Source organism: Microbacterium sp. W1-4-2 (assembly GCF_058349885.2).
In genome coordinates this window covers 122,846-147,544 of the sequence record NZ_JBYRJC020000004.1, presented here as the reverse complement: position 1 = coordinate 147,544, position 24,699 = coordinate 122,846, and the positions used below count along the sequence as shown (strand labels likewise).

General features: G+C 71.3%; 15 protein-coding genes. All 15 read right to left on the bottom strand.

The window, feature by feature from the left end; translation table 11 throughout:
* Positions 1-404 precede the first annotated feature (404 nt).
* The 15 genes from AC3RX0_RS15920 to AC3RX0_RS15850 all read right to left on the bottom strand — a co-directional run bounded on the left by AC3RX0_RS15920 (position 405) and on the right by AC3RX0_RS15850 (position 24,556).
* Entirely contained in the window at positions 405-1,592 is a 1,188-nt protein-coding gene (locus AC3RX0_RS15920) for a glycosyltransferase (RefSeq protein ID WP_491506982.1), read from the bottom strand.
* Between the two features lie 865 nt (positions 1,593-2,457).
* Positions 2,458-3,651 carry an elongation factor Tu gene (tuf, locus tag AC3RX0_RS15915; protein WP_491506981.1) on the bottom strand — a complete coding sequence of 398 codons (1,194 nt, stop codon included), beginning with the start codon at positions 3,649-3,651 and terminating at the stop codon, positions 2,458-2,460.
* 195 nt (positions 3,652-3,846) lie between these two features.
* Positions 3,847-5,961, bottom strand: coding sequence for an elongation factor G (fusA, locus tag AC3RX0_RS15910; protein ID WP_491506980.1), 2,115 nt, complete (start codon positions 5,959-5,961; stop codon positions 3,847-3,849).
* Between the two features lie 109 nt (positions 5,962-6,070).
* Positions 6,071-6,541: a 30S ribosomal protein S7 gene (gene rpsG, locus AC3RX0_RS15905; RefSeq protein WP_275278761.1), complete on the bottom strand. Its 471-nt coding sequence runs from the start codon at positions 6,539-6,541 to the stop codon at positions 6,071-6,073.
* Between the two features lie 5 nt (positions 6,542-6,546).
* Positions 6,547-6,915 carry a 30S ribosomal protein S12 gene (gene rpsL / locus AC3RX0_RS15900; protein ID WP_116241735.1) on the bottom strand — a complete coding sequence of 123 codons (369 nt, stop codon included), beginning with the start codon at positions 6,913-6,915 and terminating at the stop codon, positions 6,547-6,549.
* 434 nt (positions 6,916-7,349) lie between these two features.
* A complete protein-coding gene (locus tag AC3RX0_RS15895) occupies positions 7,350-8,198 on the bottom strand; it encodes a hypothetical protein (RefSeq protein WP_491506979.1) in 849 nt (282 codons plus the stop codon).
* On the bottom strand, positions 8,198-9,760 hold the full coding sequence (locus AC3RX0_RS15890) for a DUF5684 domain-containing protein (protein WP_491506978.1): 1,563 nt from the start codon (positions 9,758-9,760) through the stop codon (positions 8,198-8,200). The genes AC3RX0_RS15895 and AC3RX0_RS15890 overlap by 1 nt, the downstream gene beginning before the upstream one ends.
* Complete coding sequence (locus AC3RX0_RS15885; RefSeq protein WP_491506977.1) at positions 9,757-12,285, bottom strand: transglutaminase-like domain-containing protein; 2,529 nt, start codon at positions 12,283-12,285, stop codon at positions 9,757-9,759. The genes AC3RX0_RS15890 and AC3RX0_RS15885 overlap by 4 nt, the downstream gene beginning before the upstream one ends.
* Positions 12,282-13,739: a DUF58 domain-containing protein gene (locus AC3RX0_RS15880; RefSeq protein ID WP_491506976.1), complete on the bottom strand. Its 1,458-nt coding sequence runs from the start codon at positions 13,737-13,739 to the stop codon at positions 12,282-12,284. The genes AC3RX0_RS15885 and AC3RX0_RS15880 overlap by 4 nt, the downstream gene beginning before the upstream one ends.
* Complete coding sequence (locus AC3RX0_RS15875; protein WP_491506975.1) at positions 13,736-14,701, bottom strand: AAA family ATPase; 966 nt, start codon at positions 14,699-14,701, stop codon at positions 13,736-13,738. The genes AC3RX0_RS15880 and AC3RX0_RS15875 overlap by 4 nt, the downstream gene beginning before the upstream one ends.
* Before the next feature lie 67 nt (positions 14,702-14,768).
* A complete protein-coding gene (locus AC3RX0_RS15870; RefSeq protein ID WP_491506974.1) occupies positions 14,769-20,969 on the bottom strand; it encodes an Ig-like domain-containing protein in 6,201 nt (2,066 codons plus the stop codon).
* A 1-nt stretch (position 20,970) separates the two neighbouring features.
* Complete coding sequence (locus AC3RX0_RS15865; RefSeq protein ID WP_491506973.1) at positions 20,971-22,107, bottom strand: serine/threonine-protein kinase; 1,137 nt, start codon at positions 22,105-22,107, stop codon at positions 20,971-20,973.
* A gap of 163 nt (positions 22,108-22,270) precedes the next feature.
* Positions 22,271-22,915, bottom strand: a complete 645-nt coding sequence (locus AC3RX0_RS15860) for a spermidine/putrescine ABC transporter substrate-binding protein (RefSeq protein ID WP_491506972.1) — start codon at positions 22,913-22,915, stop codon at positions 22,271-22,273.
* Between the two features lie 39 nt (positions 22,916-22,954).
* Positions 22,955-23,455: a DUF6121 family protein gene (locus AC3RX0_RS15855; protein ID WP_491506971.1), complete on the bottom strand. Its 501-nt coding sequence runs from the start codon at positions 23,453-23,455 to the stop codon at positions 22,955-22,957.
* Positions 23,456-23,458: 3 nt separating this feature from the next.
* Positions 23,459-24,556, bottom strand: coding sequence for a prolipoprotein diacylglyceryl transferase (locus AC3RX0_RS15850; RefSeq protein WP_491506970.1), 1,098 nt, complete (start codon positions 24,554-24,556; stop codon positions 23,459-23,461).
* Between the last annotated feature and the right edge of the window lie 143 nt (positions 24,557-24,699).

Sequence of the window (24,699 nt, the reverse complement as noted above, 5' to 3'; positions counted from 1 at the left end):
TGTTGAGTTCTCAAGGATCGGACACACCCACAAACCAGACCCACAGGCCATCGTCGCAGGGCAACTTCACAATCATAGCCCTGCCCGCGCCGCTCGTCAAACCGTGATCCCGCGAGCCCGGGGGCCGCGGCATCCCGTCTCGAACCGAGGCGGAACAGGCAAGTTCCTCCGCGCGATGAATCCTCGGAAGGATCGTCGTTGCGGGAGGCGGTTCGCTGCTTGAGGGGGGCGGGACCTCTCGGCCTCCCAGCTCTTCCCTTTGGGGCGAACGAGTAATACTCTACGACGATCCGCGGCGCGGCACGAATCGAGCGCGCATCCCGGGCGTGTCGGCTCTGATGCGGTTGGATCACCCGCATACAGCGGGGCGGGTGCCGACCATCCTCCCCGCCGATGGGACCGGATCACTCCGCCGTGTGCGACAGCCTTTCGCGCTTCTCCGCCCGCGTGCACTCGGCGAAGTCGGCCAGGTTCTTGATGAACGCCGCGGGTGAGAATCGGGCGGCGTGCCGGCGGATGGCGCCGGCGTCCCATTCGTCGGGGAAGGCGTGCACCGCGGCTCGGATGGCCTGGACCGTCTCGTCCTCGATGAACGCCCCCGAGATTCCTTCTGCGGTGCTGTCGAGAAAGCCGCCGGCGCGCAGGACGAGCGCCGGCGTGCCGAACGCGTTCGCCTCGATCGGCGTCAGTCCGAAGTCCTCGTGCGACGTCGATACGAGGGCGCGGGCGTTGTCGTAGAGCCAGCGCAGCCGCTCTTCGCTCACTCGTCCGAGCGAGACGACGTTGGGCGGCAGCACTTCGGGCACGGCGCCGCCCACCACGACCAGCCGGTGCTTCGGCATCCCCGCGAATGCCTCGACGAGCGCGTCGGTGCCCTTGTAGCCGCGTGCCCGGCCGATCACCAGGAAGTAGCCCGGGGCGACACCGTCGACGGCCTCTTGCGGGCCGTGCGTGTCGACGGCCACCGGCGGATGGATGACCTGCGCGCGGATGCCGTACGTGCCGGCGATCCGCCGCGCCACGCTGGTCGAGTTCGCGATGTACGCATCGGCCGTCGCCGCCGCCCGCCGGTCCCACCGCTTGAGCCCCGGCGAGAGCACCTTCAGCGCAGTGCGGGTGGCCAGCCCCGCCTGCAGCAGGTAGTCCTCCGGCTGATACAGCCAGCGGGCGGGGTTATGGCAGTAGACGATCTTCGTCGTGTGCGGGGCCGCCGGCAGCGCGTGCGCCCAGCCGGAGCTGCTGCACACGAGAACATCCGCGCGCACGGGCTGCATATGCGACCAGACGGAGCTCAGGAGCGGCAGCGCCCGGCGCACGTCCTTGCGGAAGTGATCGAGCAACGGCCGACCGCTGTCGACGACGCGGAAGTCGCGGAACCCGTCGAAAGTCTCGTCCGCGTCGTACACGGACGTGACGATGCGTCGGGCATCGAGCCCTTCGGCGAGCGCGAGCGCGACGCGCTCCGCCCCGCCGCGCTGCGTCAGATAGTCGTGCGCGAGAACGAATCCCCCTGCCGGCCGGAGCGGCTGCGCGGAACTGCGCGCCGCCGCCGGCCGGACGCTGATCGGTGTTGATGATGCCAGGATCGACATGTTCGGACTCCCCCAGAGACTCCGTGTACGTCAATGTGCGTCCGCGCCAGGCAGATGGACGGCCCCCGCCGTCTTGCCCAGATGACGAAGTCGCCCACGACCGAATGGTTCTTCACATCAGAGAGGCCGAGCCGCACCCTTGTGTCCCACGACAAGGACGGCCGACCGCTCACCCACAAGCCGGTGGTGCCCGGCTTCTCGGGAATCGGCGATGCGCCGGCTCCCGGTCTTGTTCCCCTTTCGTCTGCAGAAGCCGCTGCCCGGCGTTCGATGCCGTGGAGCGGAACGTTTCGAGGCTGATCGCACCGCTGCCACCGGGGACCACCGGCGTCGGCGAGACGAGGACAGGTGCCGCGATACCGGGCACGCCAGAGACGCGCGCCCAGAAGACGGGCACGCTGAAGACCGGCACGCACAAGACGGGCACGCTGAAGGCGCGCGTGCACAAGACGCGCGCGGAAGAGACCGGCCGCACAAGCGGCGCAGTGCGCAGAATGCGGAGCAGCGACGTTCTGCATGCTCCGGAAACGCGCGTCCCCAGACGCGTGAAACACCATCTTCCGACTCCCCAAGCCGTCGGTCTTGCAATCCCCAGCGGTCAGGCGATCCGGTCACACACCATCACGCCTGCCGAGTGCCTTCCGCTTCCCACAGCGGCGGCGACTCGTGGTGGTCAGTCTACCCGCAGCCTCCCCTGAGGCAAGTGTTCCGGCCAACTCTCACGCCCGGTCCACGAGTTCGGCGACACTGCTGTGACCCGTGTGGCTGGTGCGACAGAAGAAGAGGTCGGGTGTCGCCGACTGGGCATGCGAAAGGGGCCGGACCCCGAAGGATCCAGCCCCTGACGTGTGTCGCGAACGACCGCTTACTTGACGATCTTGGTGACCGTGCCGGCGCCGACGGTGCGGCCGCCCTCACGGATCGCGAAGCCGAGACCCTCTTCCATGGCGATCGGCTGGATCAGGTCGACCTTCATGTCCGTGGTGTCGCCGGGCATGACCATCTCGGTGCCCTCGGGCAGCGTGATGACGCCGGTGACGTCGGTGGTGCGGAAATAGAACTGCGGACGGTAGTTCGTGTAGAAGGGGTTGTGGCGGCCACCCTCGTCCTTGGACAGGATGTACGCGGTGCCCTCGAACTCGGTGTGCGGGGTGACCGAACCGGGCTTGGCGACGACCTGGCCGCGTTCGACGTCGTCACGCTTGGTGCCGCGCAGGAGCAGACCACAGTTCTCGCCGGCCCAGGCCTCGTCGAGCTGCTTGTGGAACATCTCGATACCGGTGACGGTCGTCTTCTGCGTCGGGCGCAGACCCACGATCTCGACCTCGGAGTTGATGGCCAGGGTGCCGCGCTCGGCGCGACCGGTGACGACGGTGCCACGACCGGTGATCGTGAAGACGTCCTCGATCGGCATCAGGAAGGGCTTGTCGCGGTCACGCACCGGGTCCGGCACGTTGTCGTCGACGGCCTGCATGAGGTCGAGGATCGACTGGGTCCACTTCTCGTCGCCCTCGAGCGCCTTCAGCGCCGAGACGCGCACGACGGGGGCGTCGTCGCCGGGGAAGCCCTGGCTCGACAGCAGCTCGCGGACCTCGAGCTCGACGAGCTCCAGGATCTCCTCGTCGTCGACCGCGTCCGACTTGTTCAGCGCGACCAGCAGGTACGGCACGCCGACCTGCTTGGCCAGCAGCACGTGCTCGCGCGTCTGCGCCATCGGGCCGTCGGTGGCGGCGACCACGAGGATCGCGCCGTCCATCTGAGCAGCACCGGTGATCATGTTCTTGACGTAGTCGGCGTGACCCGGGGCGTCGACGTGGGCGTAGTGACGCTTCGGGGTCTCGTACTCGATGTGCGAGATGTTGATCGTGATACCGCGCTGGCGCTCCTCGGGAGCGGAGTCGATCGACGAGAAGTCGCGGACGACGTTGACGTCCGACGGGTACTTGTCAGCGAGCACCTTCGAGATCGCGGCAGAGAGCGTGGTCTTGCCGTGGTCGACGTGACCGATCGTTCCGATGTTCACGTGCGGCTTGGTCCGCTCGAACTTGGCCTTAGCCACTGGGTCCTCCTCAGGACGGTCGTGTAGAGATTCCGGGCACTGGATTGCGACCGGCTCACTACGGGATTTCTCTCAGTGTAGTAGAGAGGGTTTGGGTGATTTGTGTGAAGTTGTGAGTCCTACGCCTCGGCGCTGCGCGCCTCGCTCAGGAACCGGGTGGATGCCGCAGCCGGACGGGCCGCGGCATCCAGGCGATCACTCGCCCTTGGTCTTCTGGATGATCTCGTCGGCGACGGCCTTGGGGACCTCGGCGTAGCTGTCGAACTCCATCGAGTACACCGCACGGCCCGAGGTCTTCGACCGCAGGTCGCCGATGTAGCCGAACATCTCCGACAGCGGCACGAGCGCGCGGACGACCTTCACGCCCTGCGCATCCTCCATCGCCTGGATCTGTCCGCGGCGGCTGTTCAGGTCGCCGATGACGTCGCCCATGTACTCCTCGGGCGTGCGCACCTCGACGGCCATGAGCGGCTCGAGGATGACGGGGTTCGCCTTGCGGACGGCCTCCTTGAAGCCCATCGAGCCCGCGATCTTGAACGCCATCTCGGACGAGTCGACGTCGTGCGACGCGCCGTCGAGCAGGATCGCCTTGACACCCACCATGGGGTAGCCGGCGAGCACGCCGACCTGCATGGCGTCCTGGAAGCCCTGGTTCGTCGGCTCGATGTACTCGCGCGGGATGCGGCCACCGGTGACCTTGTTCTCGAACTCGTACGTCTTCTCGGCCGTGACCTCGAGAGGCTCCAGCGCGAACTGGACCTTCGCGAACTGGCCCGAGCCGCCCGTCTGCTTCTTGTGGGTGTAGTCGTGGCGCTCGACGGTCTTGCGGATCGTCTCGCGGTACGCGACCTGGGGCTTGCCGACGTTGGCCTCGACCTTGAACTCGCGCTTCATGCGGTCCACGATGATGTCGAGGTGCAGCTCGCCCATGCCCTTGATGACGGTCTGACCGGTCTCGGCGTTCTGCTCGACGCGGAACGTCGGGTCCTCTTCGGCCAGCTTCTGGATCGCGATGCCCAGCTTCTCCTGGTCGGCCTTGGTCTTCGGCTCGATGGCGACCTCGAGCACGGGCTCGGGGAACGTCATGGACTCCAGCACCACCGGGGCGGCCAGGTCGGCCAGGGTGTCACCGGTGGTGGTGTCCTTCAGGCCGATGACGGCGTAGATGTGACCCGCGGTGACGTGGTCGACCGGGTTCTCCTTGTTGGCGTGCATCTGGAAGATCTTCCCGATGCGCTCCTTCTTGCCCTTGGTCGCGTTGAGCACCTGCGCGCCCGAGTCGAGGTGACCCGAGTACACGCGGACGTAGGTCAGGCGGCCGAAGAACGGGTGCACCGCGATCTTGAACGCGAGCGCCGCGAACGGCTCGTCGCTGCTCGGGTGACGCTCGATGATCTTCTCTTCGTCCTTCGGGTCGTGCGCCTCGATGGCCGGCACGTCCTCGGGCGAGGGCAGGTAGTCCACGACCGCGTCGAGCATCGGCTGCACGCCGCGGTTCTTGAACGCCGAGCCGCACAGCACCGGGTACAGCTCGCCCGCGACGGTGAGCTTGCGGATGGCACCCTTGATCTCGGCGACCGTGAGCTCCTCACCGCCGAAGTACTTCTCGAGCAGGTGCTCGTCGGACTCGGCGACCGTCTCCAGCAGCTGCTGACGGTACTCGTCGGCCTTCTGCTGAAGCTCGGCCGGGATGCCCTGCACCTCGTACTTGGCGCCCATGGTCACGTCGCCCTTGGCGTCGCCGGGCCACACCAGGGCACGCATCTCGACCAGGTCGACGACGCCGACGAAGTCGCTCTCGGCGCCGATGGGCAGCTGCAGCACGAGCGGCTTGGCCTTCAGGCGGTTCACGATCGTCGAGACCGTGAAGTAGAAGTCGGCGCCCATCTTGTCCATCTTGTTGACGAAGCAGATGCGGGGCACGTCGTACTTGTCGGCCTGGCGCCACACGGTCTCGGACTGGGGCTCCACGCCCTCCTTGCCGTCGAACACGGCGACCGCGCCGTCGAGGACGCGCAGCGACCGCTCGACCTCGACCGTGAAGTCGACGTGGCCGGGCGTGTCGATGATGTTGATCTGGTTGCTGTTCCAGAAGCACGTCACCGCGGCGGAGGTGATGGTGATGCCGCGCTCCTGCTCCTGCTCCATCCAGTCGGTGGTCGACGCACCGTCGTGCGTCTCGCCGATCTTGTGGTTGACGCCCGTGTAGAACAGGATGCGCTCGGTCGTCGTCGTCTTGCCGGCATCGATGTGCGCCATGATGCCGATGTTGCGGACCTTCTTGAGGTCGGTGAGCACGTCTTGTGCCACGGGGTGTCTTCCTTATCTGTCTCGGTCGTTGAGCGAGCGGCACGGCCGCGGGTCGAAAACGCGGTTCGACCCGGGCCTTCGGCCCTCGCTCAACGACCGGGGGTAGTTGTTACCAGCGGTAGTGCGCGAACGCGCGGTTCGACTCAGCCATCTTGTGGGTGTCTTCGCGGCGCTTGACCGCGGCGCCGAGGCCGTTCGAGGCATCCAGGATCTCGTTCTGGAGGCGCTCGGTCATGGTCTTCTCGCGACGACCCTTGGCGTAGCTGACGAGCCAGCGCAGAGCCAGCGTGTTCGCACGGTGCGGCTTGACCTCGACCGGCACCTGGTAGGTCGAACCGCCGACGCGGCGGCTCTTGACCTCGAGGGTGGGGCGGACGTTGTCGAGCGCCTTCTTGAGCGTGGCGACGGCGTCCTGGCCGTTCTTCGCCTCGACGCCCTGCAGGGCGCCGTAGACGATCGACTCGGCCAGCGACTTCTTGCCGTCGACGAGGATCTTGTTGACCAGCTGCGACACGACGGGCGCGCCGTAGACCGGGTCGTTGACGACGGGGCGCTTGGGGGCGGGACCCTTACGAGGCATCTATCTCAACCCTTCTTCGCGCCGTAGCGGGAACGCGCCTGCTTACGGTTCTTGACGGCCTGGGTGTCCAGGGCACCGCGGACGATCTTGTAGCGCACGCCGGGAAGGTCCTTCACACGACCGCCGCGGACGAGCACGAGCGAGTGCTCCTGCAGGTTGTGGCCCTCGCCGGGGATGTAGGCGGTGACCTCGGTGCCGTTGCGGAGCTTGACACGGGCGACCTTGCGCATCGCCGAGTTCGGCTTCTTCGGGGTCGTCGTGTAGACGCGGGTGCAGACGCCGGCCTGCTGCGGGTTCGACTTCAGCGCGGGAGCCTTGGTCTTGTTGACCTTCGGCGAGCGCCCCTTGCGAACCAACTGCTGAATGGTTGGCACGTTCTTCCTTCTTTGTAGTGCTGCACGGTGACAGCGTTCGTGTTCGGCCCCCGGCATCCCGGATCTCTCGATCCGCTCGCCGCGGACGGACATGGATCCACCGGCACGCCGCGAGTGCGACGTACGGTTGTGTGGTGGATATGCCGTGGGGGTGACCTGTTCGCAGGCCGATCCCTGAGCGGTGTCGCCCCGGCTCGCTCGCACAGCGCCGAGGCGCAACACAGAGCGCGCATGAGCGCACACCCGGTCAATGATACGCGCCGCGGGTGGGGCCGGTCAAACGGCGGGGGATGCCGGGGCTCCCCACGTTCGGTCGTCACCTCTTACCGGTCCCATCGCCCTCCGATCGTCACAGGTGACGACTGCACGGATCGTCGGAAAGAAGTGCAGGAGAGTGCAAGGGAGCGCGGGTGCGCGAGGCGAGCGGGCGGTGGTCAGGTCAGCAGGACGAACAGGGCGGTCGCGGCGCCGGCTGCCACCACGAGCGAGGCCACCAGGACGATCAGCGGGGCGAGCCGGCGACGGCGTACGGGCGCGGACGGCGGTGCCGGGGCGGGAGCTGTGGCCGGCGGGGAGGCGGGGGCCGCGCGGGCGACCCGGGTGGGCTCGGGCGGACGCGGCCGGTAGATCGCCTTCTCGGCCGTTCCGTCGGTCGCGCGGCGCTGATCCCGTGTGGGGGCGGCCCCGACGATCCGGCTGCGCGACTGCCCGCGCTCGGACGGGGACCGCGGCGCCGGCGGGCGGGGGCGCGAGGGCTCGGGGAGCGCTGTGGCGGCGACGGCTCCCGGCAGGGAGCGGACCGGACGCCGCGGCGCGCGCAGGGTGTCGTCGTCGGCAGGGTCGTCCACCCCGGCGGAGCGACGGGACGAGATCTGCGTGTCGTCCGGATCGAGATCCGCCGCGGCCGCGGCCCCGCGGGGCGAGAGCAGGGTGTCATCCGCATCGTCGTCCGGCGCGTCGTCGTCCGGACCGTCGGCGAGAACCAGCGGCACGTCGTCGGCGGCGGTCCAAGACGCCCGACGGCGCCCGGGCGCCTGTTCCTCGTCGTCGACCGGCTGCGACGCAATGGCCGCATCCGCATCGGAGTCCGCGAACCCGGGAACGACGATCATGTCGCCGCCGTGCCGCCGCGCCGAGATGACGGTCTCATCGACGTCGTCGTCCTGACCCGGGTCCGAACGCCGCGACGACATCACCGTGTCGTCGAGGTCGTCATCCTGACCGGGATCGGAACGCCGCGCCGACATCACCGTGTCGTCGAGATCGTCGTCCTCGCGCGACATCAGACCTCGTCGCGCAACAGCCGCAGCTCGGCGTCGCCGAGCAGGAAGCGCTCGATCACCGGCAGCGGCCGGCCGGGATCCGCCTCGATCTCGCCGCCGTCGACGTCGATCAGTGCCACGCCGTTCGTCGAGTCCAGGTCGGTGATGACCCACGTGCCGTCGCGCAGCTCGAGGCGGGCGTGCGTCTTCGACATCGTGCGGGTCTCGTCGGCGATCGGCACGAGCTGGGCGTCAGGATTGGCGGGATCGGCGTTCGGGCGGCGTCCGATGACGAGCACGTCGCGGGTGATGGCGATGGGCGCGCCCAGCGGCGGTACGAGGATCCAGGGCGTGCGCTTGCGCGGTGCGACGATCGTCTCGTCGAACACGTCGTCGGCGTCGGGGATCTCGGGCGCCGAGCGCTGCGCCGACACCGACGACCGCGCCGACATCGGACCACCCAGGGCGGGGGCGCCGGCCACGGCGGACACTTCACCCGAGGTGTCGGAGAACAGTCCGTTCGGCTCGGGCGATCGCAGCGGCGGCCGGGTGGCGGCCGGCGGCGCCCACGGGCTGGGATCGTCTGCGGCGGCGGGCGTGGGAGGCGGGAACGAGCCCGTGCGCCGCGGCGCGATCGGGGGTGCAGCGGGCGCCGGGGCCGGGAACGGATCCACGACGATCCCCGACGACACGTCATCGTCTTCGTCCTCTTCGTCGAACGGCACGTAGCCGGTCGGGGAGATCTCGATGGGCAGACGCGACAGCGGCACCGTGGACTCGGGCGGCGCCGGAGGCGGCGTGACAGGCTCGTACGTCACGGGAACGGCCGAGACGGGCGCCGACGAGATCGGCTCCGCGGGGGCGTCGGAGGTCGATGCGACCGAGGCCGGGGCCTCCGGCGCAGCCGGCCGCGGCAGCGGCGGCAGCGACGACGCCGCGGCCATCGGCACGGCGACCGTCGGCGGCGCGGCCGGTGTCGGCACGTCATAATCCGGCGCGTCATATGCCGGCGCGTCGAAGCCCGGCGCGTCGTAGCTCGGCGCGCCGTATCCCAGCACCCCGGCACCCCGCACCCCGACAGCCTGCACCCCGGCGCGCTGCGGAGCGGCGGCGGGCGCGGCCGAATTCGCCAGCCATCCGAGTGCGGCGGCGTCGGTCACAGCCGGTCCGGTCGATCCCGTGCGCACCGGTCCGTGGCCGGACGAGCGGGCCACGCCCACCCAGCGGTTGCTCGACCAGCCCACGACGCTCGCCCAAACCGGGAACAGCAGCGCCGCCAGCACCGTCATCCCGGCTCCGTATCCGAACCCGGCGTTGATGCGGTGGCAGGCCATGATGAGCACGACAAAGACCACGATCGCGCCACCCGGAACGATCAGCCCCAGCATCCACCACGGACTCTGCCCGCCCAGCTGCAGCAGGATCACGCCGTTGTAGACGGGCACCCAGGCCTTCCAGCCCTCTTCGCCCGTCTTGCGGAACACGGCCTGCAGGGCGAGCGAGGTCCAGAGGTAGAACCCCACGGTGAACACCAGCGACACCAGCGTGCTGGTGACGGCGGCTGCGATGGCGCTGTCGGTCATGTCTCAGCGGGCGCCGCGTGGGGTGCGGGCCCTCTCCTCTCGGTACCGGGCATGGTACGCGCAGCACCGCGGACGCGGCCATGCGCGGCTCGGGGCCCCAGGCCCCGAGCGAACGATCTCAACGATAGGGCGGCGCGCACCCTGCGCCATAGTGGAAGGGATGCCGCGAGTCGGCGCCGCTCGTCGTCGACGATCGTCCAGCAGCGGTCGGCGTCGCCGTCGGTGGCGGCCGCGTCCGAGAACACGGCCCGATCGGCCTCGACGGCCAGGGCCTGCGCGGCCGCGGATCCGTGGGCCGCGGCGAGCTCGGCTCGCGTGCGCAGGCCGGGCGCCGCCAAGCCGTGGTCCACGGCCGCGTCGACGTACTCCTCCCAGCCGCCGACCAAGCGACGGGCCGGCGTCGCGTCCGTGCGGCGGCCGCGCCGACGTACGCCCTTGGCGGCGACGATCGCGGCGAACGGCGCGCACACGACGAGCGCTCCGAGTCCCGACACGCCCACGATGCGCAGAACGCCCCAGATCCCATTCGCCTGCTCGTCGTCGGCGCGGCGCGGCGCGGCGTCCCCGGAGTCCTGGCGGGTGGGGTCGGGCGGGTCGACCTCTTGGGCGTTCTGCGCTCGCACCTCGGTGGGGTTCTCAGGGTCGCGCTGCTTGGTCACGACGTTCTCAGCACCCTCGGTGTGCTGTGGCGTGGCATCCACCGGCACCCACGCACCGGACGTCGAGCGCACTTCGGCCCACGCGATGATGTCATCGCCGGTGCACGCGCCGTCGGTGCAGGTGGGCGTGGCGTTCGGCCCGTCGTCGCCGCCCGCGGTCAGGCGCGCGCCGACGACGACCCGCGCGGGGAACCCGAGCTGCTCGGCGAGCAGGGCGACGGCCACAGAGAACTGCTCGTCGTCGCCGGGGGCGGCCACGAGCGACCCGGCGCGATCCTCGGCCTGCCGCGCCAGGAGGCTGCGGAACATCGTGTCGATGCGCGCCAGCGAGTGTCCTGAGGCGCTCGGCTGGAACACGTACGACGCGCCGAGCGGACGCATCCACTCCGCTCCCCCGGCGGGCACCGTCAGCCCGTGGCTGAGGTATCCACGCTCGCGCAGTCGCTGCACGAGGGTGGCGAGCGCGGCACCGCCGGTTCCGACATCCTGCTTCTGGATCCAGGCCTTGACGCTGTCGGGGATCGCCACCGTCGGCGTCGTGCCCGGCGCCCGCAGCGTCTCGAGGCCCGGGGGCGTCGCCGTCGTCGCGGTCACCTCGTACACGTCGCCGGCGCCCAGGCCCGCCGTCAGCACGCCCGCCTCGGCGCTCGCGTCGTAGTAGAACGCGCCGGCATCCGCCGCCGCTCCCGCCCCGGTGAAGCGCACCTGCTGCAGTGACCCGAAGGTCGGCATCCAGATGCCGCGCAGTCCGTCGATGGTCACCCGAACGGTCGCCGACGTGCCCGGCGCGCCGGGCAGGCGCGCCGGCACGCGCACGAAGCCGGCGCCGGCGGTCTCGGGGGCGACGCGATAGGCCGTGCCGTCGTAGTCCGAGAGCGTGGCCAGCCGAATGCGGTCGGGCAGGGCGCCCGAGACCGCGGTCACCGTGAACAGGGTCGCGTCCGCGGCGCCGTCGGCGAAGTTGCCGCGATAGTCGCTGAGGGGGGTGATCGCGCGGCTGATCGCCTGCTCGGGTCCGCTGGCGCTGCGCAGCACGTCGCGGGTGCGGCCGGCGGCCACGGCGGGCGTGACCACTGCTGCGGCGGCCACCGCGACGACCACCATCGCCGCCGCGAGGGCGCCGCGCCGGCGGTCGGATCCGCTGCGACGGTGCTCGAGCCGCACCCCGCTGACGTCGGCCGCACGCTGCAGCGCACGTCGCCGCCGCGCGGCGGTGCGCCAGCCGAGCCACGCCAGCGACAGCACGAGCGCGGCCGCGCCGCACGCCAGCTCCCGCGGCGCGGAGATCACGAGCGGCCCCAGGGCGACCGGCGCGCTGGTGACCGTGCGGCCGAACAGCAGGCCGAACGCGGTCATGGCGATCGTCATCGCCGCAGCCCACCCGCCCCAGCGCTCGTGGCGCCAGGCCAGTCGCAGGGCGACCAGCGTGCCCGCCAGGAACACGACGAGCGCGGGCACCAACAGGTTGCGGTACGTGCCGACGGGCAGTTCGACCGTGACGAGGTCCTTCCACCCGGTGACCGCGCCCAGGCCCACGTCGCGAAGGGATGCCACGGCTCCGCCGATCCCGTTCGGCGGCACCGCGACGAGAACGCCGATCGCCGTGAAGGCGACCAGGGCCGCCAGGGCGGTGAGCCACCCGGGCCAGCGTGTGGCGGTGGCGGCGACCGAGATCGCGAGCGCCGCGGCAGCCGCGATGCCGGCGAGGACGAGCATGCGCGCATCGGCATAGATCGGCCACGCGGCGACGGCCGCGACGACGGCCATCGCCGCCACGTAGGCGGTGCCGGTCGGGACCTCGGGCGAACGCAGGGTCACGGCATCCTTCTTCGACGCCTTGCCGACGCCCGTCGCGCCGGTGCTCATGCCACGGCCTCGCTTCCGGCCCGGGCGCCGGTCTGCGTGCCCGTGTGCGCGCCGGCCTGGGCGCTGCGCAGCAGCAGCGCGGTGAGGTCTTCGAGCAGCCCGATGGTCAGCACGGTCAGCTCCCCCAGCGGCTGCACGCGCGGGTGCGCCTTCTGATCGCAGACGACGGCGACCACGGCCGTGGCCGGCGAGAAGCCGAGGGCGGCCTGCCGCAGCCGCAGCGGCGTGGTCTGCGACCCGCACACCACGAACGCGAGCGAGAGCGCGTCGGATGCCTCGACGGCCAGCCGGCACACGTCGGCGAGGGACATCGTGTGCTCCAGGGCGTTCAGGCGCGAGAAGCCGTCGAGCATGCCGCGCGGGGTGCCGGCGCGCAGCACCTCGATCGAGCGCATGCGGTTCTGCACCACGCGCGGGATCTCGGCGCCGGTGACCACGTCGAGGTCGCGCCCGTCGCGCAGCGCCTGGACGGCGAGGGATGCGGCGGCACTGACGCCGAGCTCGAACTCGTCGTCGGTGGCGTAGTCGGTGCCGGCGACGCTGAGCACCACCGCCAGGCGCGACCGGCGGGTCTCTTCGAACTGGCGCACCATGAGGCGCCCGGTCTTCGCCGTCGACTTCCAGTGGATCTGGCGGCGTGCGTCGCCGGGCACGTATTCGCGGATCGCATGGAACGACATGTCGGCGTCGACGACCCGGCGGCTGGGGCTGCCCTCGAGGTCGCGCACGAGTCCCGCGCTCGTGGCCGGCACCGCGGTGGTGCGCGGGTGCACGAAGATCTCGTGCCGCTCGTCCCATTCGTGCTCCCGGCGCAGGATCCCCACCGGGTCGCTGCGCACCGCCGTGGGCGGGCCCACCGTCACCACACCGCGGCGCAACGCGGGGATCGCGATCGGGCGGGCGACCTCGTGCCCGGGGCGCAGCAGTGGCACCCCGAGCTCGACCAGGCCCGGGCCGACCGGCAGGTCGAGCCGGCCGGGCAGCGCCGTGCGGGCGCCGACGTTGCGGATCAGGATCTCGCCGTGCAGCGGATCTCCCGCCACCACCCGCTCGTGCTCCAGCCGCACCGAGACGTCGTAGCCGCGCGCGCCGAACAGGAACGGCACGCTCATCAGGGCCAGCGCGAGCGAGGCGAATCCGGCGATCAGCGCTTCGACCCAGCCGAGGCTCCAGCCCAGGACGAGACCCACCGTGGCCAGCGCCAGCACGAGCCAGCCGGCCGGGTTCACCGTCTCAGCGAGCCACTGTGCGGCGGTCGTCGTCGCGGTGCGCACGCTGCGTGCGGCGCGCAGCAGAGCCATCACGGCGCGCACGATCCACCCGCGGCGCTCTTCGGCGACGCGGGTCATGAACGTGGTCGACCCGTCCGGCGCGGTCAGGCCGGCCGTGAAGGTGCCGCCCTCGGTCAGGTCCCGGGGCGCGGCGCGGGTCAGCGGGCTGGGCGCTCTGCTCATACGGCCTCGCGCTGGGTGGGCGGTGCGACATCGAGCAGCACCTGGCCGACCACGGCCTCCGCGGTCACGCCGTCGAACTCGGCTTCGGGGTGCAGGATCAGCCGGTGCGCGAGCACCGGGACGGCCAGCGCCTTCACGTCGTCGGGGGTGGCGTAGGTGCGTCCCTGCGACACCGCCCGCGTGCGGGTGGCGCGGGTCAGGGCGAGCGCGCCGCGGATGCTGACGCCCAGCCGCACCTGCTCGGCCGAGCGCGTGGCATCCACCACTCGCGCGATGTAGTCGAGCACGAGCGCGTTCGCGTACACCTCGCGGGCGAGGTCGGCCATGTGCACGAGCGCCTGCGGGGTGATGACGGGGTCGAGCCGGTCGGTGGGCACCGCGGCCCCGTCGAGGATGCGGACGGTGGCGGCATGATCGGGGTAGCCCAGCGACGTCTTGAGCAGGAACCGGTCGAGCTGCGCTTCGGGCAGGCGATAGGTGCCGGCCTGCTCGACCGGGTTCTGCGTCGCGATCACCAGGAACGGCACGCCCACCGGACGCGTGACGGCGTCGATCGTGACGCGGCCCTCTTCCATGACCTCCAGCAGCGCCGACTGGGTCTTGGGGCTGGCCCGGTTGATCTCGTCGGCCAGCACGACGTTCGCGAAGACGGGACCCGCGTGGAACTCGAATGCGCCCGTCTTCTGGTCGTACACCGTGATGCCGGTGATGTCGCCCGGCAGCAGGTCGGGCGTGAACTGGATGCGGGTGTTCGTGCCCTGCACGGACTGCGCGAGCGCCCGTGCCAGCGACGTCTTGCCGGTGCCCGGCACGTCTTCGAGCAGGACGTGGCCCTCGCTGAGCATGGCGGTGAGCACCAGTTCGATCACGTGGCGCTTGCCGAGGACGGCATGCTCGACGTTGTCGGCGAGCAGCCGGAACGTGTCGGCGAACCACGTGGCCTGTTCCTGGGGGATCGTCATGGGGTCTTCCTGTCGGGGATCGGTGGGTGCTGGGCAGGGGATGCCGGGGCTCGGCGCGGGCGGTCGGTCAGCCGCCGCCGGGGTCGTTCGGCGGCGTGTAGGTCACCGGAGCGGAAGGGTCGGACGGGGCGTGTGTGCCGTCGTCGCTCAGGGCGACCACGCGGTACCGGTACGACGACGACGGATCCGCAGCGGTGTCGGTGAGCGTGAGCCTGCTCGTCGTGTCGACCTTCACGAAGTCGCCGCCGGCGGCCGGGGCCCGCTGCACCTCGTAGCCCGTGGCGTCTGCAACGGCCGTCCAGGTGATCTGGATGGCGTTGCCGGACTTCTCGGCGGTCACGCCCGTGGGTGCGTCGAGCTGCGGGAGGTTCGGGTCGCAGCTGCTCAGGCTGAACGGGATCGTCGCGTCGTTCAGCCCCCACTTGCCCCAGTGCAGGGTGACCGAGCCCGTCGCCGAGAGCGCGCCGGTGGGCACGGGGTCGCCGATCGAGAGGCTCTTCGAACCGCCCGTGGTCAGCTGATACGTGATCGTGCCGGCGGTGATGGTGACAGAGCCGTCCGACGACGCGGCCGTGAGGCTGAGCGCCGACCCGCCCTTGCACACGTACGCGCTCTCGTTGACGTCGGCCCACACCTGGTAGGGCGCGCTGCCGGCGCGCGGTGTGACCGCGCTGTGCGCACCGTCGATCACACCGTAGTCGTACCAGACCTCAATGCCGGGATCGCGGTCGAAGACGTCCGACGGGTACCCGCTGAAGGCGACCTTCGCCCACCGCGGCGGCGCATCGCCGGTCGTCGTCGGCTGGTCGTCGATCCTCCACTCGGCACGCCCGCTGTCGGTCGTCGGCTTGCTGTCGACGAGGAATGTGTACCCCTGCGGTCCGCGGTCGTTCGGGCGTGCGACGACCTGCGCGGTCGTCTCGGCGCGGCCGAACGACTGGCCGTCGACCCAGGATTCGACGCACAGCCGATAGGTGTACGTCTGGCCGACGTTGACGTCGAATGTCGCCGACGCGTCGGTGCTGTCGGCCACGCACCGCTGGCCGTCCTCGACGATGCCGTACCGCAGCGTGGAGCCCGCGCCGTTCGGACTGGCCGAGCCGTTCGCGGTGATCGTGGCCGTGCTGTCGTCCTTCGCCTTGGAGGTGAGCGTCAGGTTCGGGTTCTTCGGGGCGCCGACGCCGTTGGCGAGGATCGTCCTGGCCTGCCCGGTGGTCGAGCCGTCGAAGCCGGGCGGCAGGGTGAACCGCGACATCGGGGTGACCGTCAGCGGCGTCGGGTCGTTGCTGCCGATCCGGTAGCTCGGGATCGTGAGCGACGAGCGCCGGACGTTCACGTCGACCGTATCGCCGGTGTCGCTGCTGATGCGCAGCTGCGCCGTCTTGGCCGCGTCGATGCCGTCCACGCGGATCGAGACGTAACCGCCGTCGCCGCTGGTGACGATCGGCGTCGCGGTCACCGAGCCCGGCGTCGGCGGAGCGTCGTACGCCCACGCGAGCGTCGAGGCGGACCCCGCCGATTCGCCGACCGCGTTGAACGCCTTCGCCTCGTACCGGCGCGCCTCGCCGTTGGGCGCGCCGATCGTCGGGCACGAGCCGTTCGCGTCGCAGGTGGCGACCACCGACCCGTTGTAGCGGATGCGGAAGCCGTTCAGGGCGGGGTAGGCCAGGCGCGCGTCGCCCGGATCCACCCGCAGCGTGATCGTGCCGTCGCCGTAGTCGGACTGCACGAGGGCCACCGGCGCCTTCGGGTAGCCCTGCAGGTCGAGCATGACGCGACCGTCGCGGTCGCCGGCGGTGACACGGCCCTGCGCGTCGCGCACCGAGAACGACGCGGTGCAGGTCTGGCCGGGCGCGTCCTTGACCCACGATGCGCGCACGTGCGAGGCATCCGCCACCGCGAACGTCACCCCCGTGCACGCTCCCGCCGTCTGCACACCGGCCACCGTCATCGGCGTCTTCGGCAGCGGATTGGACTCGCCCGCCGCACCGATGACGGCGATCGTGCACGACGAGCCGTCGGCCTGCGAGCACGTCTTCGAGACCGTTCCGGCCTTGGGCAGCGCACTGGGCGCGGGGCCGACCCGCAGGATCAACCGGGCCGGTGCCACACCGGGGTGGCTCGTGACGCCGACCACGACGACCTCTTCGGACCCGGGGACGGCGACGTCCTCGGCCCGCACGGTCACCTCGGCGCCGCTGTGCTGCATCGTGAAGTCGCGACCGGCGTACTGCGTCGAATAGGCGATGCGCTCCCAGTCCGGGCGCCCCTGCCACGTCGTCAGCTTCTTCAGGTCGTAGGTCGCCGTGTCACCGGGGCTGACGGTGATCGAGGCCGGAGCGAGCACCGGCACCGGCGCCAACGCGGACACGGCGATCGGCACCGACAGCGTCGTCCACTCGGACTGCCCCGACAGGCGCACCGACACGACGCACGCGTCGGTCCACGGCGCGCCCTCGCCGGCGGTGTACGTGACCTTCGTGCCCGACGCGCGCGTGCAGGTCGCCTGCTTGCGCGCCTTGGAGGCGCTGACCTTGTCGCCGACCTCGAGGATCGCGTTGCTGGGCAGCGAGACGAGCTTGGCCATGTCGAACGTGACGGACTGCTTCTCTTCGACCTGCTGGGGCTTCAGGTCCGGCTTCAGCGCGAGGGTCAGGTCGTCCTGCCCGGGAATGCGCAGGAACCCGTACGACGTGACCTTCTCGCCCGTGTTCGAGGTGCCGGTGACGGCGAAGGGGATGATCCGCGAATGCTCGGGCAGAGACCCGCTCAGCCGGGCGCCGTCGACGTGCACCCCGGCGGGGCTGCCCCACAGACTCAGCTTCAGCCCGGCGATGTCGCCGCCGGTCCAGCTGACGTGACCGCTGATGACGTCGATGCCGTCGGGGAACTGCTCGCGGGTCTGCGCGGTGAGCACCGTGTCGGTGACGATCGGGTAGTCCGGCACCGCCTCGCGCACGACGCGGACGACGATCAGGCCGCGGGCGGTGTTGCCGGTGCTGCTGGTCACGTCGTACAGGAACGACATCGTGCCCGGGTCGGCGCCGGCGTGGATCTCGACCTCGCCGTCCTTGACATCCGACACCAGCGCCTTCAGTCGCTGGTACTCGGGGTTCGGGGTGCCGTCGGCGAGCTCTTGGACCGCGTCGGGCTGCACCCCGGTCAGCGACAGGGTGCCGCCGGTGGGGTCGACGTCATTGGCCAGCGGGCTCACCTTCACCGAGTTGTCGGCGCCGACCTGCATCTGCACGTAGTCGGTGAACGTCACCGGACTCGGGTTCGCCTGCTCGTCGAGCACGCCGACCCGGGCCGTGGCGGTGCCGGTCGCGCCGAAGGCGTCGACGACGCGGTAGGTGAACGACACCTGGCCGTGGAACCCCGGCACGCTCGTGTAGGTGATGGACTCGCCGTCCGCCGAGATCGTGGCCGACCCGCTGGCCGGCTGCGTCAGCACGCGATCGAGCGACACGTCGTCGCCGTCGGGGTCGACCCCGTACGAGCGGAACGGGATCGTCGTCGTCTGGCCGGTCAGCACACGCCCGCTCAGAGTGCGCGGCCGCGGCGGACGGTTCGACTCGTCCGAGATCACCTTGATGCGCACCACGGCGGTGTCGACCAGCGACGGCGCGCCCGCCGTGTACACCGAGTACTCGACGCGGTAGTCGCCGGGCTTCTTCGGCGCGAGGTAGCGCAGCATCCGACCCGATGCGAACGCCAGCGCCCCCTTTGCCGACGAGTGCACGCTGGCGGGGTCGAGCGTGATCGCCCCGCCGGACGTGGCGACGTCGTTGTCGAGCACCGGGATGTCGACCTGAGCCCCCACCCGTGCGACGACGCTGTCGTCGACGGCGATGGGCGCCAGCTCGGCGCTCGCGGGCAGCAGGTAGACGCTCGCCTCGCCGGTGATGCGCGCGCCGGCGTCGTTCGTGCCGTCCGAGACGACGTAGCGCACGGTGCCCAGACGCCCCGGCTGCCCGTCTGCGGTGCTGCCCGAGATGCGCAGGTAGTTCTGCCCCACGACGTCGACCGACATCGTGGCGCCCGAGGCGGCCTGCGGCTGCACATCGCTGAGCAGCAGCACACGCCGGGTCGGATTGCTCACCGCGGTGAACACGTCGAGCGTGACATCCTGCTGCGGGTGCACGAACGCCACCACGGGGGCGGTGGCCAGCTGCGCCGGGGCGTCCTTCGGCAGGATCGTGATCCGCGCGGTCGCCGACGCGTCGCTGTTGCCGTCGGTCACGGTGTACGCGACCCGGTAGACGCCCGGCGCCCGCGCCGTGAAGTCGAACGCGGTGCCACCCGAGGCGGCCACCGCGTCGGCGCCCGCCTCATCGAGCACGCGGACCGCGGTCAGGGCGAGCCGGCCCTGCGTCCCCGACACGTGCGGCGCGACATCCACCGTCAGCCCCGACCCCTGCGCCGCGATCTCGGTGAACGACTCGGCGGTCAGCTTGGGCGAGGGGGTGATGCGCACGTTCAGCGACCGGGTCGTGGTCGCCCCGCGCACGTCGCCGACCGTGACCTGCAGCTGCACGATCTGCGGCTCCGACACCGACGCGTCGGAGTGCTGATACACCACGGCGCCGGCAGGGGTGGATGCCACGGACCCGACGCCGCTCGTGTCCACGGCCGACAGCAGCATGAGCGGATCGCCGTCCGGGTCGACCCAGCCGTCGAGCACCGGGATCGTGAGGGTCCCGCCGGGGGCCACCTGCGGCGACGGCCAGCGGGCGAGGCATCCGGTCACTCCGCACCACTTCGGCGCGCTGTTGTGCGCCGCCGGCGCCACGGTGAGGGTGACCGTCGCCGGTTTCGAATACAGGCCGTTCGCGGCCGTGCCGTCGGTGACCCGGTAGCGGAACGTCGCGGTGCCGTGCGCGTCGGCGGCCACGTGCACGGCCAGGCGCTGGCCGTTGTCGGTGACCGACAGGCTGCCGAAGGCCGGATCCAGCCCGGTAAGGCTGGACGGGTCGATGCTCAGCACGTCCTCGTTGGGATCGTGGTCGTTCAGCAGCACCGGCAGGCTCACCAGGCTCCCGGCCCGCACGCCGAATGCGTCGCGCTCGGCGACCGGCGGCTTCGGGTCGATCACGACCTGCGCCTGCTCGTTGCTCTCGGAGGTCTGCGGCGCCGTGCGATCGTCGAGCGACCAGTCCTGGCTCGACGGCAGCAGCGCCCCGGTGTGCGCGTTCCACACCCAGCCGCTGCGGGTCTCGTTGAGGATCAGGCTCGACCCGCTGCCGGTGAACACGGGGCGGCGCTCGTCGCCGAGCGTGGCCGGACCGTCGGCCGTTCTCCCGTAGTCGAGCGTCTGCTCGCCGCCGTCCGAACGCCACATCGTGCCGCTGTCGGTGCCGAGCCACGCCGCGTACACGACGCCGCCGTCGACCACCGGCGCCGTCGGGGTGCCCAGGTCTCGCGTGGAACCGCCCACCGCGCGCTCGGGCGCCGAGCCGTCGGCAGGAAGGCGCACGAGCCCGGTGTCGTCGGCGATCCAGGCCGCGTCGCCCTTCGCGCGGGCCAGGCCGTATGCGACGTCGCCGACGAGCGGGACGGTGCGCGGTGCGGCGCCCTTGGTCCAGATGCGGCCGCTGTCGGCGTCGACGAGGAACCATCTGCCGCCCACCGCGGTCAGCCCCAGCGCACCGTCACGCGGCGCGCTGGTCACGGCGTCGCGTCCGAGCACGGCGCCGTCCGAGATGCGGTAGCGCACGATGGTCGCGGCATCCCTCGAATACGCGTACACAACCCCCGCGTCGTCCACCGCGATCGCCTGCGCCGTGAACTGCGGGGCATCGGGCTTGGCGCCGTCGGGGTTGATCTGCGCCGGCTGCGCGCCCAGGATCCCCGCGAAAACGGCGCCGGCGTCGGTGCGGTAGGCGACGTCGTCGCCGTTCACGCTGACCTCGACGGTGCCGGCCGGGGTCGACGGCGCCTCGCGCAGCGCCGTGTCGTCGAGGTCGGCGGGCATCGCCTCGTCGATGCGGGTGAGCTTTCCGTAGCTCTCGGCGAACAGGTACGCGCCGTCGGCGGTCTCGGCGACCGCGGACGGGTTCGCGACGCTGCGCACGGTGTCGAGCTCGCCGATGGCCGTGTTCACCCGCGCGTAGCGGCGCCCCTCCCCCGTCTGCAGCGCCCACGCCGAGGTCTGCTCGGGCGGCGTCTCGCGCGCGTCCAGCCCCGGCCAGACGATGCTGACGGCGATGACGGATGCCACGACCGCCGCTCCGGCGATGAGCGTCGCGATGACAGACCGGCGCTTCACGTCAGACCAGGCCCCCGGTCATGAACGCGGCCACCGCGAGCACCGCGGCGGTCACGACGACGGCCGCGACCACGATCCAGGGCCAGACCCGCCGGACCGGCGCGACGGCCGGGCCCGAGATGTCGGTGTCTTCTTCGCGTGCGCGCGACGTCAGCGACGCGTGCTCGGTCTGGCGGCGCCGCGATTCGTGCGGCACCGAGGTGACCTGCATGCCGCGGGACGTGGCATCCGAGAAGTCCACCGCCTCATCGCCCGGCACCCATTCGTCGACGGCGACCTCGAGCGGCGTGGGCGGGAATCCCATCGCGTGCTGCGCGTCGCGCAGCGCCTGCGCGAACGCGAGGGCGTTCGGGTAGCGGTCCTTCGGGTCGCGGGCCATCGCGACGGCGAGCACCTGCTCGACGCCGGCGGGCACGTCGGGGCGGCTCATCGGCGGATAGGCGGCGCGCAGGATGCGCCGGCGCAGCTGCTCGCGACTGTTCTGCCCGTGCTCGGGCCGCTCGAACGGACTGTGCCCGGCCAGCAGCGAGTAGACGGTGGCGCCCAGGCCCCACACCTCGCTGGCGACCGTGCCCGCACTCTGCTCGCTGATCACCTCGGGCGCGCTCCACGGCACGCTCATCGCGAGCACCTCGTCGCCCGTGCGCGGCGCGAGCGACGACGAGATGCCGAAGTCGGCCAGCACCGGCGAGCCGAACGTCGTGATGAGGATGTTGCTCGGCTTGATGTCGCGATGCACGAGGCCGGCGCGGTGTGCGGACTCCAGGGCGCTCGCCATCTTCACGCCGATCGTCAGCGCCTCGTCGACCGGGATGCGCTCGCGCCGGTAGCGCTGGGCGAGCGAGCCGGGGCAGTACTCCATCACGATGTAGGGGCGGCCGTCGGCCGACAGGCCGGCCTGGTACACCGTCACGATCGAGGGATGAGCCGACAGGTGCGCGAGCACGTCGGCTTCGGCGTTGAACATGCGCAGCACTTCGGCGTCGTTCACGCCCGTGGGAAGCACCTTGACCGCGACCTGACGGCGCGGCATGTCCTGCGCATAGAGGAAGACGTCGGCGAAGCCGCCCGACCCGAGGGGACGCATGTAGGTCAGCCCGGCCAGCACCGGAGGGTCGGCAGGCAGCCGCTTCGGCATCCCCACCCCCTGGTCAGCCTGGCGCGCACGGTCACCGCACCGTTCCGCGGCGCGCGCCTCCTACGGTCTGGCCCGGCCATGCTAGCAAACCGCCCTGAATATGCCGGGCATCTGCTCGCATCGGTCGAGCGGCTCGACGAGGCCAGGCGACGGATGAAGCGGATCAGTCCAGCGGATCGAAGGGCGAGTCCAGCGACCGGGTCAGGTCCTCGAGCATCGCCGCGATCTGCGGCTCGACGAATTCGGCCACCGCCCCCTGGATGCGCAGGCGATGGTGCAGCAGGATCGAGCACACCTCGCGCCCGACCATGTTCGCGTACTCGTCGGCCAGTCCCACCTCCTGCCGCAAGGCGGCCTTGGCCTCGTCCGTGAGCGGCGGAAGCGCGGGGACCTCGGCGTCCGCCTCGTCGGCCATGCCCGACAGGGTGAACAGGAACGGGGCGCCGGGCACCGGGTCGGGATCGAGCGGAAGGCCCTCGAACTCGGGGTCGAGTCCCTCGGTGGGGCGGTAGCTGCGGGCCCGGTTGCGCGCGGCCTGCTGATCGAGCTCGCCCTGCAGCATCGGCAGGTTCCGGGCCGTGTACTCCGCCACGGAATGGTCGATGATCGCCTTGACCCGCGTCGACAGTCCGTGCTGCACGGCGTGCGGCACATCCGCACCCAGCCCGGCCGCCGACAGCACCGGCGACCCGAAGCACCGGCGGCACACCGCGACCCGCCCCTTGTGGGTCGCCGGCTCCCACCGCGGCAGCCACCGCAACCAGGCGTCGACTGCCTGGCTGACCTGGGTTTCGAGCGACCGCTCCACGCACACCACCGTACTGCCCGCACACCTGCGCGGTGCGGACTACACGTCGTTCTTGTCCTCCCACGGCCAGCGGGGGCGACTGCCGCGGGTGCGCACGAGCGCGATCGCACCCCACCCGCTCACCAGGGCCGAGGCCGCGACGACGAGCGCGAAGCCCCGGGTGACCAGCCGGCCGGCGACCGCGACGGCCAGCAGGGGGTCGTCGGTGCCGAGCGCGCCGACGAACGCGACGGCGGCGAGGTACGCCAGAAAACTCGCGGCCGCCGTCCACACCGCGCCCCAGAACGAGGGCCGCTCGCGGCGCACCGCCGGCCACAGCACCCCGGCGAACGCCGCCGCCGCGATGAGCACTCCGATGACACCGGGAAGGATGCCGAACCCGGGCGCCGAGATGGGCTCTTGGTCGCTGTACAGGCTCAGCACGCCGACGCCGCCGATCACGAGCGCCGCGAACAGCACGGTCGCGAACGCCAGCGCCACGACAGGTCGGACCCGGCCGCCGCTCGCGCCGCGGCCGGGTCCGCCCGGCGTGTCAGACATGGATCAGCGCGCCAGCTGCGGACCCGCCTCGATCGTGCGCTCGTACTCGCGCTGCGCCTCGAGGTTCAGCTCGGTCATGCGCCTGCCGCGCGCGGCGACCCACGCGCTGAACCAGATCGTCAGCTCGCGGCCGATCACGAACGCGGCGATCGCCAGCGGGGCGAACAGCTGGTCCTGGGCGATCTTGACGCCCTCGTCGACGGTGACGTTCCAGAACGGCGCCTCGAACAGCTGGCCGAGGATGTGCCCGCCGTAGGCGGCGAGCCCGACGAGCAGCCCGAAGATCACCCACACGCCCCAACGGCCGCGGTTGACGATGGCCCCGAGTAGCCAGAACGCGAGGAAGAACACCGCGGTGGGCACCCACAGGCTCCACGTGCCGAGCTGGTCGATGAGCCAGGTGCCGGCCGCCGCGCCCCCGACCTTGCCCTGGACGATCGCGATCACGAGGTCCGCGGCGAGGTAGAGCGCCGCGAAGCAGATCGCCGCGATCACCCCGATGCCGCCCGCGGCGGCACGGTTGCCGCGGGGCCGCGGCTCTTCGGGCGCCTGCACGAAGATCGGCTGCCCCTGGTTCAGCGTCGGCGACCCGGCGGGAGTGGACGTCGCAGCCGCACCGGCGGCGCCGGCCGCGGTCGCTGCCGCATAGTCGTCCTGTACGGGCTCGGTCGCCGGCGCCTCGCGATCAGTCGCGGAGACGTTCTCATGCTCGGCCGCGTACGCGTTCTGCTGGTCGGCCGTGTAGGCGTCGTTCAGCCCGGGGGTGGTGAACGCGGGCTCGCCGGCAGAGGTCTCGGCCTCGCCTGCGACGCCGTTGTATCTCTCGGCGGGCCCGTCGTATCCGGCAGACTCCGGCACCGCGTACTCGCCGTGTTCTGCGTACTGCGCATGCTCTGCGGACTGTGCGGTGTCGGCTGCGGAAGCGCCGTCGGCGGTGCCGTTCGAGGCCGCATCGTCTGCGGACGATGCGGGCGTGGCATCCACCGCGTCGCGGCCGGCGGCCTCGGCGTCTGCGAGACCCTCGTGCGCCTGACTCACCATGTCGCCGACGGGCGTCGGTTCTTCGACGGGCTCGCCGACCGGCTCCTGGGGATCACTCATGGTCGGACTCCTCACACGGGGACGGTCCCCACACGTGCGAGGCTACCCTCGGGCTCCGACCCGAGGGCGCAGCCATGCCGGTTTTCGCCGACCTCGCAGGATCGTCATCCGATCGTCACCGGGTCGCTCCCGCCGCCTCGTCG

Bases quoted from the DNA above. Each gene is read 5' to 3' on its own strand.
- AC3RX0_RS15920 (WP_491506982.1), bottom strand. From the start codon at position 1,592: ATGTCGATCCTGGCATCATCAACACCGATCAGCGTCCGGCCGGCGGCG.
- rpsG (WP_275278761.1), bottom strand. From the start codon at position 6,541: ATGCCTCGTAAGGGTCCCGCCCCCAAGCGCCCCGTCGTCAACGACCCG.
- AC3RX0_RS15895 (WP_491506979.1), bottom strand. From the start codon at position 8,198: ATGTCGCGCGAGGACGACGATCTCGACGACACGGTGATGTCGGCGCGG.
- AC3RX0_RS15890 (WP_491506978.1), bottom strand. From the start codon at position 9,760: ATGACCGACAGCGCCATCGCAGCCGCCGTCACCAGCACGCTGGTGTCG.
- AC3RX0_RS15885 (WP_491506977.1), bottom strand. From the start codon at position 12,285: ATGAGCACCGGCGCGACGGGCGTCGGCAAGGCGTCGAAGAAGGATGCC.
- AC3RX0_RS15880 (WP_491506976.1), bottom strand. From the start codon at position 13,739: ATGAGCAGAGCGCCCAGCCCGCTGACCCGCGCCGCGCCCCGGGACCTG.
- AC3RX0_RS15875 (WP_491506975.1), bottom strand. From the start codon at position 14,701: ATGACGATCCCCCAGGAACAGGCCACGTGGTTCGCCGACACGTTCCGG.
- AC3RX0_RS15865 (WP_491506973.1), bottom strand. From the start codon at position 22,107: ATGCCGAAGCGGCTGCCTGCCGACCCTCCGGTGCTGGCCGGGCTGACC.
- AC3RX0_RS15855 (WP_491506971.1), bottom strand. From the start codon at position 23,455: ATGTCTGACACGCCGGGCGGACCCGGCCGCGGCGCGAGCGGCGGCCGG.
- AC3RX0_RS15850 (WP_491506970.1), bottom strand. From the start codon at position 24,556: ATGAGTGATCCCCAGGAGCCGGTCGGCGAGCCCGTCGAAGAACCGACG.